Below are 13,892 nucleotides of genomic sequence, written 5' to 3'. Positions count from 1 at the left end.
CTGCTGCAAAAGAGTGGGAATGGTTATAAAATAGGGAGGTATAGCAAGAGAATAGGGAGGGAAGATGGGCTTAAACTACCATAATCTAAAAGAACATCCGAGAAATTTTCGAGATGTAACAGGTTTGAAAATAGAAGAATTCGAAAAGGTTGTAGAAAAAGTGCGCCCAGAGTGGGAAAAAGTTCAAGAACAGAAGAAATGCCATGTCAAGATTGCCTGTATTGGAAGATAAAATACTCTGTATAATTCTATAGACCTGCTGCAAAAGAGGAGATATTAAAGAGAGATGTAGCAAGAGGGAATGAGCTTAAATTATCAAATCAACGTTATTCTACTTTACCTCACTAGCATTTTCCTTACCTTGAGCCTTACTATTACTCACAAATATAAACGTTCGTTACATAGCTCTTAATATTTCTACAGAGACGAAATTTCCCGAATTATTTATAATGAACCCTTACGATCACATTCTGGGGACGTACATCAGAAAACTTTTATATTATTAGTTTTGTAGTAAAATTATATGAGTACATCGTATCTATTAAATCAGAAGCTTTATGGATTACAGATTGAGAGCTTATTTGTTTGGGGTTATCTGGTTTATACTTAGCTTACTTAGTAGTGTAGCTAATGATACTATATCAAAATATCTAAGTTTACATCTTCAGAGTTTTGAAATAATTTTTTTCCGCTTTCTGTTTACCACTATTACCCTTGTACCTTTTATGTTTTACTATGGAATAGAAACTTTTAAAACAAGTCAAATATCTACTCAAATAACCAGGGGCGGGTTGTTATTTTGTGGAATGACCTTATGGACTTACGGGTTGACTGTTTTCCCCATAGTAACTGCAACGATTATAAGTTTTTCTATACCATTATTTGTTATACTTCTTGCAATCTCTTTGCTAAACGAAAATATAATTTGGCAAAGATGGATAGTAACTGTTATTGGCTTTGTTGGTATTGCTATTACTACCAAAGCTCATAGTGAAGATTTTAATCCTAAAATTCTTATTTTTATTGTATCTGCATTGATCTTTGCTATATTAGATATACTTAATAAGAAACTTATAATAAAAGAGTCAGTAATAAGTATGTTATTTTATTCAGCTCTAACGACAACTATTTTTTCTACTCCACCTTTGTTATTTTATTGGCATATGCCTTCCTTGTTGGAATTAATATTACTGCTGATTTTGGGAATTAATTCAAATCTAATTTTGCTCTTTATGTTAAAAGCTTTTACTCTTACTGATGCTACTGCACTTGCACCTTATAGATACATAGAGCTAATAATTTCTGCAGTAGTAACATACGTTATATTTAATGAATTACCTGATAAAAGTGTTTTACATGGTACTTTGATATTAATACCGTCAACCTTATTTATAGTTTACTCGGAAGGTAAGGCAATTAAGAAAAATAGTGTAACAACAAAAGTTTATAATTGTTAATGGTGTTTATTTTAGATGCTAAGCTACATTTTTAAGGTGATAATAAAATGCACATAACTATTATAGGAGTAGGGTATGTAGGCTTAGTATCTGGTACAATGTTATCGGAGCAGGGCCATAAAGTTGATTGCATTGACATAAATACTAAGAAGATTGAACTTTTGAAATCAGGGAAAATTCCTCTATATGAACCTGAATTAGCAGATTATTTAGAGAATAATATAAAGTCACAAAGGATAAGATTTTTCGATTCGTATTCTCAAATAAATCCCAATACAGAAGTAGTATTTGTAACTGTAGATACTCCATCAGACTCCATAGGAAATGCAAATTTAAAGAATGTATATAATGCAGTAAGTGAAGTTTCTGAGAGAGTCAATCAAGATTGCTTAATAGTGATAAAGTCAACTGTTCCTCCTGGTACTGCAGAGAATATACATAATTATTTATCTAATAAGGGCTATAACTTTGATTTGGGAGTTAATCCAGAGTTTCTCAAGCAAGGCTCTGCAGTATCAGATTTTTTATACCCAGATAGGATAATAATAGGAGTAAAAACTAAGCTAGCTAGGGCAAAACTAGAAATTATATATAGATCATTTATAGGTAAGAATATTCCGTTAATAGTCACTGATACAGTTACTGCTGAAATGATTAAATATGCTTCTAATGCTTTTCTAGCAACAAAGGTTGCTTTTATCAATGAGATGGCAGGTTTATGTGAGCTATTAGGAGCAGACATTGACCTTTTAGCTAACAGTATGGGAATGGACCATAGAATAGGTAAGGAATTTCTCAAAGCTGGTCCAGGATTTGGAGGATCATGTTTTCCTAAAGATTTGTCAGCTTTAATAAGGCTTGCTGAAGACCACAATGTTAAGCTACAAATTTTAAATTCAGTTAAGGAATCTAACTATAATCATATAACAAACATTGCTAAAAAGGTAGAATATGTATTGAATGGAGTCCAAAATAAAAAAATAGCGATATGGGGGCTAACTTTTAAGTCTGGTACTGATGATGTAAGAAATAGCCCAGCTATAGATATTGCAAAATTGTTAGTGAATAACAAGGCTAAAATTACTGCATATGATCCAGTAGGGATGGATAATGCTAGGCAAATTCTAAAGGATATAGAGTACGCGGACAGCGCTATAGGAGCTGCAAGAGACGCGGAAGCCTTATTATTATTAACGGAGTGGAAAGAATTTAAAAATCAAGATTTTTTAATCTTAAAGGATGTTATGGCTACACCTAATATCTTTGACTTTCGCAACTTGTTAGATAATGAATTGCTACTAGGATATGGCTATAACGTTTATTCCCTGGGTAAAAAATCTATCTACAAAGTTTAACTGTTGAGAAATGTTTTCTACACCGCTTTACTTAGTTTTTTAAGATCTTTGCTTGATAGTATGGAAAAGCAAACGAGTGCAACAACAGAGCAAATGGAAAAAAATGAAAACATAATACTGTTACCACAGTGCTTAACAAGCACTCCTAAGAGCACGCATGAAAATATTGAACTTGCAATATACCCAAATAATCCTGTTAAGCTTACAATTGCACATATATTATTTTGTGGAGCAATTTCTACAGCTATAACACCTGTCAGTACTTGCACTCCAAATATAAAGAATCCTGATAAGATTGCACCAAGGTTCATAAGAATTATGTTTTGACCAAAGTTCATTGCAATAAAAGTGAGTGCTATACCCAACATGTAAAGTAATGCCAGCAAGCTTCTATTTTGAAAGAAGTACATATCACTAATTCTTCCTGTGATTAAAGTTCCAAGGATTCCACCTAAATCATATACGCCCGTTATTAGTGAGGATTGTACAAGAGAAATTTGTAATTTATCCTTTAAAATTATAGGAAACCAAAAGAAGATTCCCATTTTTATAATATAAGCACAAAAAGTAGCACAACATAGAAACCATATGGAACTTGTTACCTTGATACCTATTTGAGATTTCTGCACCTTATAATAGGTAGTAAAGTTGGCACTTTCTTTGTAATATGCTTTTAATATTATATAAATTCCAAAAAGTAAGCATAAGAGACCAGAGTATAAAAATGCACTCTTTGCATCATATATTTTAATTATACTTGGTAATAAAATTAAAGTAATACAAGAACCAAGTTGCTGAGATGCGCTCATAACTCCCCATGATGATGCAATTGAAGAGATGCTAGAGTTTGTAACCATAAACTTGGTAATAGCTGGCCAACCTAACCCTTGTGTCCAAGCTAATAATATTAATGTTAACAGTAATAAAGTCAGATTATTATATGATAAAGTTATACCAATGGTTAATAATCCAGTTGCAATGTTGCATATCCCGAACATAAATAATGGATTATTTTTGGAGTCCATGATTATTCCATTAACAAATTTTGATACTCCATAAAAAAAAGAAAAGCAGGCAAAAAAATAGCTTAATTTTACATGGTCAGTATCTATTAACAGTGGTAGAGCAATTGGTATACTTTGTCTTGATAAATAAAGCAGCATATATCCACAGAAGAATAGTAAATATTGAAAGAAGACAAAGTTCACACCTATTCCCAAATAGCTCTATGCAGATGCTAGCATAATACTATATTGGTATAATATTGTTTGACAAGCAGTTTGTAAACAATTAGTGCAGAAAATTACTTAGTATCTTTCTTATAGCAGATACAGTAGTATTAATATCTTCATAGCTTATATCTCTATGTGTTATAGCTCTGATTTTACCTTTGATGTTAGCCATTCTAATTCCATAATTTTTCATTAGTACGTTTATTAATTCTTGAGTAGATATACAATTAGTACGTAATGAAAAATACGCTATATTAGTTTTATACAGGTCGATATCAATTATAACTTGATCTATGGAGTCTAGGCCTTCTATAAGGTGCTGCATTTTTTTATGATCTTCTTCTAAAGAATTTACATTATTATGTAGAGCATATAAACATGCAGCTGAAATAATGCCAGCTTGGTGCATACCTCCGCCAATTTGAAACTTATAGTACCAAGCTTTTTCAATAAACTCTTCACTTCCAAGCAATATTGCGCCCATTGGAGCACCTAATCCTTTACTAAAATCAATGAATACCGAATCAAAATAACTTGCATACTCCTTTGGAGATATTTTAGTATGAGCACAAGCGTTGAACAGTCTTGCTCCATCTAAATGAGTGAATACGTCATTCTCTTTGCAGAGACTTGAGATCTCTTGAATATATTCTAAAGGCCACACAGCTCCACCACCAAAATTTGTCGTTTGTTCGATAGAAACAAGCCCAACTCTCGGAATATTTCTTAAACTAGGACGAGTAATAAACTCAACAATTTGTTCTCCAGTAAATATTCCTCTCGTACCTTTGATGGGCAAAGGAGTAGCATGTGCCTGGGCTGCAATCAAGCCAGATTGTACTATGAGCGGATGTGAAGTTTCATCAAGCAGCAAGTAATCACCAGGTCTTTGAATGTGTACTTTATAAGCAATTACATTGGACATCGTTCCTGAAATCAAAAAGATTCCTGCAGGTTTACCTAATATTTTACATGCGGTTGCCACTAATTCGTTCACAGTTGGATCTTCACATGCAGCTTCGTTTCCAACTTTTGCTTTAGCCATCGCTTCCCTCATTTTAGCTGAAGGGTCAGTGTTTGAATCGCTAAAGAAATCTATTTTTATTCTCATATTAAATTTAACACAACCTCCTTTATAATTTCAGCAGCTTTCATGATGTCTGTTTCCTTTGTGCCAAGATGGGTAACTGCTCTTATATGAGACTCAAGCCAAGGAAAAAGCAATAAACCATAAGCTTGGCACTTACTCAAGAAAACCTCATTAGTTACATTTAGTGCTTTTATACTAAAGCTTACTATATTAGTTTCTGGATAAGGTAGTACCAGTTTGATGTGTGGAATTTCTTTAATCTTATCTGCAAATAATTTAGCGAGCTTATTATCTTCTTTAAGCCTAGAGATATTATTCTGTAGTACGTATTTTGCTGCATTAGCACAATACCCTATCTGATGATAACCACTACCTAGCCAAACCTGTAGCTTTTTAGCCCTTTCAATTATCTCTCTTTTACCCATAAGCATTGAACCAAAAGGAGCGCCAAGTCCTTTAGTAAAAGAAAAGCTCATTGTATCCACATATTTAGCATAATCTGCTAAAGCAATATTTGTTTCGATATGAGCATTAAATATTCTTGCACCGTCTAAATGAAGATTTACATTGTGAGCTTTTAAAAAGTGATATAACTCGACTTGTTTTTCAAAAGGATAAATTTTACCATTAAACCCATTTATACTATTTTCTATAGAAACAAGACTCACCTGAGCAAAAATTTTATACCTCGGCTTAGAATTAATAGCATATTCTACTTCATCAACATCTAAGATTCCGCTATTATTTCTAATACAATTAAATACGATATTATTTACTTTTGCATTGCCTGCGCTATCGAAAAAATTAACGTGGTAATTATAATGAGTTATTAGTTCATCACCAGGACTTGTTTGACTGGCAATGGCTAATCTATTTGCAAGCATACCGCTGGTTACAAATAATGCTTCTTCTACTTTGAATAATTGTTTGCAATATTCTGATAAGTCATTACAGCTTTTGTCTTCACCATAAGCAAAATCTCCAACAGTTGCATTACTTATTGCATGTATAACGTTGGAGCTCTGCAGAGTTGTAGTGTCACTTCTCAGATCAATAATTTTTTCCATCTTCTTTTTTGCCATTCAAACAACCAATTTGAGCATTCCAAAGTTCTTTATAAAGACCGTGTTTAGAAACTAGTTCAGCGTGTTTACCATCTTGGACAATTTTTCCTTTGTTAAATACTAGAATTCGGTCCATGTGTAAAAGTGTAGAAATACGGTGTGCTATAGTAATCGTAGTTTTATTTTTCATCAATTTAAATAAACTCATTTGAATTGTTTTTTCTGTTATAGAATCTAACTGACTAGTTGGTTCATCGAGAAATAATATTGGAGCGTTTTTTAAAAATGCCCTTGCTATTATTATTCTTTGTCTTTCTCCTCCAGATAGCTTGATGCCTTTTTCTCCAACTGTAGTTCCATATTGATCTGGTAGAGTCATAATAAAATCGTGAATACCAGCCAGCTTTGCAGCTCTCATTATTTCTTCTATAGTAGATTGAAGTTTACCATATATGATGTTTGCTAAAATAGTATCATGAAATAACAATGGGTCTTGAGGTATTACAGATATTTGTTGCCTCAAAGAACTCTGTGTAACTTCTGATACTATTTGATTATCAATCTGTATATTACCTTTTTTAACATCAAATAGCCTTAGAATTAAGTTTATAAAAGTAGATTTACCACCTCCAGAATAACCAACTAGACCTACCTTTTCGCAAGGATTAATGGTAACTGAAAAATCTTGAAATAATGACTCCTGACCTTCATAAGAAAAAGAAACATTATTAAACGTTATTCTTCCGCTTAATAAATTTAATTCTTTAGCATTTTTCTTATCTTGAATTTCTGGTACGGTAGTCAAGATTGGCAATGCATCTGAAACTTTGCCGAAATGAGTAGAAAATTGGGTAAGATTCCTAGTTAGATGGTTAAGAAACTCTATAATCGATATATTAATTCCAAGTACAAGAGCAATATCTCCTATTGCGATTTTGTTAAATTGATAATCATGAATTAAAAAGTACAAGTTTACTGCTTGGAGTATATCAAATGAATAGCCATATATAAACCAAAGCCAAAAGTATGTCCATTGTAATTTTCTCTCTGCAATAGTTCTTTTCTTACATATTTGAAAAAATTTGTGTCTCTCATGTGCTTGCTGAGAAAATAACCTTACTGATATAACATTTAAAATACTATCTGCTATACTAGCTATTACTTGTGAATTTTGTTTAGAGTAATTATCAGCTAATTCAGTAAGTACACGAAAGCTGAAAATCGAGACTAAAATAAAAATGCTTACCCAAGTGAATGTAGCGATTGCAAACTTTATGTTTACTAATGATAAGGTATAAATAGCTAAGACTAATGCTATACTGTAACCGAAAAAACAATCTATAAGCAATCTTATTAACTCTATCACACTATCCATTAAGCTACTGACCTTATGTACTAAGCTTCCAGATAAATTGTTCTGATAATAGGAATGGTCTTGTTGGAGTAGCCTACAAAAAGATATATCAGCTATTTTTTGACGCATTAAGGTAAACATTCGAATGTCAACAAAATAGCCATAGAATCTAAAAGCAGTAGTGATAAGTAATGCCATACCAAGATAAGCGCTTACAGGTAATAAAAGATTCTCAATTACATTACCTTCCTGATATTTTACAGCTGTATCTAGAATATTTTTTACTAAATACTTTCTAAAAGACAAATCAACAGCTACCACCAGGGCAACTAAAGACATTATAAGTACATTAAGTTTGAATTTAGATACTATATTCAAGATGAACATCAATACACATTTGAAGCTATCAACTCTACTTCTGTTCATTTATAATGCTAGCTCCACTACGTTGACTTTTTTATTGAGAAATACAAGTAGTGAAAACCATAAATTTTTGTATATTTTTCCTGAGATGTCTCCAGCATCATGTAGTGCTGACGCTTGATTCAGAATAAGTAGCTTATATAAATCTCGCTTAGCCTTAGTAGTGTCGATCTCAGAAATATTTGTAGTTGTATCTGTAATAAAGACTAACCAGCTCTTAATAAGTTCTTCCATGTTTTTTGCTTTTATACTTTCCTGGTAGCCAAATAATGACAAGTATTCTCTCAGTATAGATTCTGTTAACTTACCACAATTGAGTATACCAAAAACTGAAGGCTGAGGTTTTGGCACAAAGGGAAGGTCTTGATCTTTTACAATCCACCTTGTTACATAAGCAAATCTATCTTTAGCATCTGTATTCTTATCACTACCATGCCATAACCGTGAATCAAAAACTATCGCATCTCCTGCTGAAATAGGTAGTGACTTAATTTTGTAATTTTCTCGGTTGTTTGAGTACTGATCAAAAAAATATGGGTACCAAAAATCAACTAAAGGCTGTATTTCCCATTTATGACTGTTTTCTATAATTTTTAGTGCACCTGAAGTTTCACTGACATTATTCAAAGCTAACCAAACGGAAAAGTGGTAAGGATCATTGAAACTATAGGAGATGTCTTGATGGAAGGGAACTGCATCTATTAAATCAGCAGTTTTACATATAACATTTGATTTTTTCTGCAGTATCTGACACTGAAGTGATTTTTCAAGGTAATTTTTAATAATTTTATCTAATGCTTGAGAGATAATTCTAGTTACTTGAGATGACGTGCCCCATCTGCCGGTACAGTTTAAGTAGTCAGAAGTTGAAACACTTAGTTCTTGGGATAGCTTTGATATCTTATTTGTTATGTCACTTAAAGACTGAGTTATTAGCTCTAAAGGAACCAGATTTTTGATAATAAAAAAACCATTTTTTTGTAATGTTTCCATATGATTAACACCTGACATCAATAACTGATAAGTAATCTGTTAAAGGTATAACAGCAAAAATTTTGAATCCTTTTACTTGTTTGAGTATTTTTTCCCAATCGCTTAATGTTCTTAGTTTACCTCCTGTTTCAACCATTACATTAATATCTACAGAGCCTCCAGCTGGAGAGCGGTAATCTAAAATAGTTTCTATCAATAAAATACGAGATATTCCTTTGACCAATTTTAAATAAGATAATACTTTATCATCATCATAATGCTGTAGAAAGCGGCAAAAGACACCTAATTCATAATTTGTAACTGATAGTTCTTCCTGAGTTATAAGTTTGACTTTTAAATTTTCTACTAACTGTCTTGGTACTTTATGTTCGTTATATAGGCCTATAGAACCTTTATTGTGTATATCAGAATAAGCAAGAAATAAAGAGTGTACACCAAATAGCAATATATTCTTAGCATCATCTATATTAATTCTAGAATTAAACTCTTTAGTATCAAACCTAGAATATCCTAGCAATGCTTGGTAAAATGCTATTTTCTTATCTTCTGATGCTTCTCTTTCCTTAAAAGATTCAAATGAAGAGATAGACTTCTGTTTTAGTATATCGGCCATCTTTAACCAATTCTTTTCAGCGGCAACTCTTGCCCACATCGTTGCTGCTTTTGGCAAAAATGGTATTTCCTTAAAACACTTACCTTTTGATGATAGTTGCCATAAGTCCTTGTCCTTATCGTAATCAATAAACCCTATTTCCCACAACGCCCTTAACAGCCTTTCTAGATTTGGTACGATAATGTTTAACTTTTTAGATAAAACTGGCGTAGTTGCAGGTAAAATATTTAACAAATCAAGTTCAATAGCAACGCTTGTTAGGTAAGTTTTCCAAAAGGCTGAAAGTTCTGCAGAAATCCTATGCACTTGAGATTCTTTACCTAAATCAAAAATACTAAACTTTACATTTCCGGTAATATCGATTTGTCCTAACACGCCTTCAAAAGTTTCAACTTTTGCCATCCCATTATAAAATGCTTCTACCATTTTAAATCTCTGCTGGTAAACAGGATCACCATTAATATCTATATGAAACCAACCATGTTGATCTTCTGCAATAGAATACCCTTTATGAAAAACATTAAGTTTTTTATACCATTTATTATGTACTAACTTTCCATGATGATTAATATGTGTAGCTTTACTATCCTTATAGACTACAGCGATACCATCCTTAAAATCTCCAACATAATCATATTCCTCCTGATAAATTCTGTTGCCATTTAAATTAATATGAAAACATTTATCATGTCTTCTAACTACACAAGCATCTTCCTGATAATTTCCAATCCATTGATAAGACTGTTTGTATACTCTACATCCAGATGGATCAATATGGTAACACCCTGTATCATCTTCTACGGCTGCTCTATTAAAGTAGAATCCAAAAGTTTTCAGAAATCTATTATGATAAACTGCTTCTCCTCTTACATTGATATGATAAGCACCTGTCTGATCATAAACCGGTGCAAGACCGGGCTCATGAAATTTACCAACCTTTATAAACCTATTTTCATATAAAGGATTTCCTAGTAACTCGTGAAAGCTCTCACACGGTGAAATTTTAATAGATTTAAAATTATCTTTGATTAATTGATCAAAGGTTTTCTCATGTTGCATGTTTTGCATAATTTGTAATTTAAATAATTCTTTTGTAAGCTTAGGTACTCACTACTCTGCCATATTTCCTCGAGTTTAACCTCATTAACATTACCAAAATTTCCTAATGTCTTACGGAGTTCATCTGGAGCACAGCAAGGACTAAACTTTCCTTCATTGTTTATCCATGCTTCTTTACCTAAAAATGGGCATTGACCACCTGGAGCCAAATCCTTAATACCTTCTTGAGAAAGGATTGTAAAATTTTCTAATTTTATCTTTTTACCATTTGGCAATAGCATATTATCTCTAAGCTCATATAACCTTCTTACCTCTGTATTCCATCTACTAATTGCTAATTCATCTCTTCTCATAGATAGATCCTTAATTTCCTCAAAATGTGCCCAAAGATGATGTCCTTTGACTCTATCTATGCCGTTCTTTATGGCCATCTTAACTATGTCATAGAGTTCATGTAAATTACTTTCCAAAAATGTTAATTGTAAAGTAACGGTACACCTTTCACCTGTATCGCTAAAGTATTTATCTCTAACTTCAAGGAAAGTTTTTAAATTTTCTGTCACTACTTCCCATTTTGAACCTTTCATGATTCTTTCATGAGTTTCTTTAGTTGCCCCATTCCAGGAAATCTTAACATCAGATAAGATTGGTACCAATAGTTCAGCCCATTTTCTAGCTCCTTTAATAGGAAAAGAACCATTGGTTGTGAGGTTAAGCTTAAGGCTGAACTCATGGCACAAATTGATTATTTCATCAAAGCTTTTATACATTAAAGGCTCACCCATAGTAGAAGGAATGATTTCCCTTAAAGGTGTTCCAGCTGCTTCCTTAATTACTTTTCTGATAGTTTCTATCGACAGTATCTTAGGTTTTATTCCTTTAGCTTTCTTTTCTTCTTTAACTTTGCTGTATGGTGAAAAACATTCGCACATTATACAAGCAAAATTGCAGTAATCTGGATTAGTATCAAAAGTAATTCTCCAAGGACCTGGTTTCACAGCTACTGATTTGCCTTTCTTTTCAATAACATTGCAGTAAATCTTGTTAAGTTTCTCAGTATGCTCACTTATAGAAGGTATATTTCCATTTTCAGTATAAGGATAGCCTTTTTGGGTAAGTTTATTATATAACTCCTGATCTGTAGATAGGACTTGCATTTTTTCTGACAAACTACTTGCATCTCTGTGCTTAAATAATAGTCCATCTCTTACATATTCTGCCATTCCACCATAATCGGCTGTTATAACTGGTATTCTAAGTTGCTGTGCTTCATGTATTACTAACGGTGAATTTTCACCCCAAATTGAAGGAACGACTATTGCATCAACTTTATTAAATACGTCAGTAACTATATTCTTGTTATCGTAACTTCCCATCCACTCTATTCTTTCTTTAACAACAGGTGAAAACTGATCGGAAATCGCCTTTAAAGCTTTAGTTTCTTCTCTTGCTGTTCCCCAAATTCTAAGTTTTGCTTTAGATGATAAGTGAGAAAAAGCTTTCAATAATAGATCAACACCTTTCTCGGGAGTATGAGTACCAATATAACCGAAAATAAACTCTTTTTCTTGTGCTCTATTTCTATTCTTAAGACGATTGAGATCAAAACCATAATCAAGGTAAGAAATTTTGTTTATCGGAACATTAAAATCCTGAGTAAATTTATCCATTAAGAATTTCGATGGGGAAATAAAGTAATCTATATAGTCTATTATTTTCCTTGTGTGCTTCATTCTAGTTGCAACCCATTGTTCCCAATAATTCATGTCTAAATTCAGGAGTTCTTCATCTCCTGTAAAATATCCCTTGTAACATTGGGTTGCACATTTTTGGTCCTTTTGTCCATCACAAAGCCGTAACAGATCTTCAGAATTGCGTTGAATAAACCTTCCTCTTGGACACATTAACCAAAAGTCATGTAGCGTAAAAATTGTAGGTATATTTTCTTTAAAAGCAATTTTTGGTAAAGTAATTGATAGATGATTAAGATGACCAAAATGTATAAGATCTGGCTGAAAGTTATCTATTACTCTTTTAAATTGTCTATCTACTTCTTCATTGATAAATTTGTAACGATATTTAGCTGTGGGTATATTAATTAAATGCAGTAAGATTCTGGAATCACTACGATCTAGGACTGTAGTGTAATAAAAATCAGGTAAAAAGCTATTTTCATACCTAGTAAATACTTGTACCTCATTGTTATTTGCTAGTTCATGGGCAAGAGTTTGGCTGTAAACCTCTGAACCAGCACTATAATAAGGAGGGTAACCATGAATAACTTTTAATATTTTCATATATTACCATATCTATATTGTTAGGATATTCTTGTGTATTGTTTTGTAGACTTTTTATAAATTTACTTAATCCTACTTCTAATGAATGTTTTGGAGACCAACCAAGTAGCTCTTTAGCTCTAGTAAAATCACCATAGAACTTAGTTACATCAAAATTTCTTGGAGGATAAAAATCAATTCTAGAATCACTTTTCGTGACTTTTAATATTGTTTTTGCTAAGTTTTCTAAGGTACATGGGCTATTAGTAGTAAGATGAATAGCAGGAAGAGAAGATTTTTCACTTTGTAAATATTTTACAGTTAAGCATATACCCTCTATAACATCATCCAAGTAGGTAAAATCAAAAACACATTCTTTACCTTCTATTTTAATTGGATCACCTCTTAATGCATTAATACAGAGTGCGGGAATTACTCTACTGTTATGATCTAGTAAACCACCATATACATTTGAAAAGCGTAATATTGTTACATTAAAATCTTTTAAACTTGTTATTTGTTCCTCAATAAATGCTTTACCTTTGGCATAATTATTTATTGGATCGATACTAGCAGATTCTGTAACCGGCAGTTCCTTCTGCTCTCCATAGACTTCCCTACTACTTGCATATATAAACCATGGCTTATTTGAAAGTGACTTACATAACCCTAAAAACTCCATTGTACCATCAACATTAATTTTTTTACATAGTTCAGGATAAAGTTCACCATGTATAACTCGAGAAATTGCAGCCAGGTGAATAATTCCTGTACACTTAGCAAGTAGTGGTACTACATCTTCTGAAAAAAAACTGAGTGGATTATCGCGAAACCTAATATCGCAGCTTATTACTTCATGGCCTTGGTTTTCTAACTTTTTCACCAAGGTCGACCCTATCAAACCTGCAGCACCTGTTATTAATATCCCCATGTATACCCTCTACTACAACTAGGAAAATTTGTCGTACCAATTATC

11 protein-coding genes are annotated in these 13,892 nt (G+C 32.5%); 3 read left to right on the top strand and 8 right to left on the bottom strand.

Features of this window, described 5'->3' with window-relative positions:
* Positions 1-64 precede the first annotated feature (64 nt).
* The 3 genes from MWH06_07325 (at position 65) to MWH06_07315 (ending at position 2,812) form a co-directional block, all read left to right on the top strand.
* Entirely contained in the window at positions 65-232 is a 168-nt protein-coding gene (locus MWH06_07325; protein ID UPA55027.1) for a hypothetical protein, read from the top strand.
* 325 nt (positions 233-557) lie between these two features.
* On the top strand, positions 558-1,457 hold the full coding sequence (locus tag MWH06_07320; protein UPA55026.1) for a DMT family transporter: 900 nt from the start codon (positions 558-560) through the stop codon (positions 1,455-1,457).
* A gap of 47 nt (positions 1,458-1,504) precedes the next feature.
* Positions 1,505-2,812 (top strand): UDP-glucose/GDP-mannose dehydrogenase family protein, encoded by a 1,308-nt coding sequence (locus MWH06_07315; protein ID UPA55025.1) that lies wholly within the window; start codon positions 1,505-1,507, stop codon positions 2,810-2,812.
* 17 nt (positions 2,813-2,829) lie between these two features.
* Here MWH06_07315 and MWH06_07310 read toward each other — a convergent pair whose 3' ends face one another.
* From MWH06_07310 to MWH06_07275, 8 genes are all read right to left on the bottom strand, one after another.
* A complete protein-coding gene (locus MWH06_07310) occupies positions 2,830-3,975 on the bottom strand; it encodes an MFS transporter (protein UPA55779.1) in 1,146 nt (381 codons plus the stop codon).
* A gap of 127 nt (positions 3,976-4,102) precedes the next feature.
* Positions 4,103-5,089: a threonine aldolase family protein gene (locus MWH06_07305; GenBank protein UPA55024.1), complete on the bottom strand. Its 987-nt coding sequence runs from the start codon at positions 5,087-5,089 to the stop codon at positions 4,103-4,105.
* 62 nt (positions 5,090-5,151) lie between these two features.
* The gene (locus MWH06_07300) at positions 5,152-6,201 is read right to left on the bottom strand and encodes an aminotransferase class I/II-fold pyridoxal phosphate-dependent enzyme (protein UPA55778.1); all 1,050 of its coding nucleotides are present in this window, start codon (positions 6,199-6,201) and stop codon (positions 5,152-5,154) included.
* A complete protein-coding gene (locus MWH06_07295; GenBank protein UPA55023.1) occupies positions 6,185-7,978 on the bottom strand; it encodes an ABC transporter ATP-binding protein/permease in 1,794 nt (597 codons plus the stop codon). The genes MWH06_07300 and MWH06_07295 overlap by 17 nt, the downstream gene beginning before the upstream one ends.
* Positions 7,979-8,968 carry a phytanoyl-CoA dioxygenase family protein gene (locus tag MWH06_07290; protein UPA55022.1) on the bottom strand — a complete coding sequence of 330 codons (990 nt, stop codon included), beginning with the start codon at positions 8,966-8,968 and terminating at the stop codon, positions 7,979-7,981. It lies immediately after the preceding gene.
* Between the two features lie 4 nt (positions 8,969-8,972).
* Positions 8,973-10,649 (bottom strand): WG repeat-containing protein, encoded by a 1,677-nt coding sequence (locus tag MWH06_07285; GenBank protein UPA55021.1) that lies wholly within the window; start codon positions 10,647-10,649, stop codon positions 8,973-8,975.
* Positions 10,610-12,937 carry a glycosyltransferase gene (locus tag MWH06_07280; GenBank protein UPA55020.1) on the bottom strand — a complete coding sequence of 776 codons (2,328 nt, stop codon included), beginning with the start codon at positions 12,935-12,937 and terminating at the stop codon, positions 10,610-10,612. Before MWH06_07280 ends, MWH06_07285 begins: the two co-directional genes overlap by 40 nt.
* A complete protein-coding gene (locus tag MWH06_07275) occupies positions 12,894-13,847 on the bottom strand; it encodes an NAD(P)-dependent oxidoreductase (GenBank protein ID UPA55019.1) in 954 nt (317 codons plus the stop codon). The genes MWH06_07280 and MWH06_07275 overlap by 44 nt, the downstream gene beginning before the upstream one ends.
* Between the last annotated feature and the right edge of the window lie 45 nt (positions 13,848-13,892).

It is taken from the genome of Wolbachia pipientis (assembly GCA_023052945.1).
GTDB lineage: Bacteria > Pseudomonadota > Alphaproteobacteria > Rickettsiales > Anaplasmataceae > Wolbachia.
The sequence above is the reverse complement of the archived record's forward strand: the minus strand, read 5'-3'. Positions and strand labels throughout refer to the sequence as shown.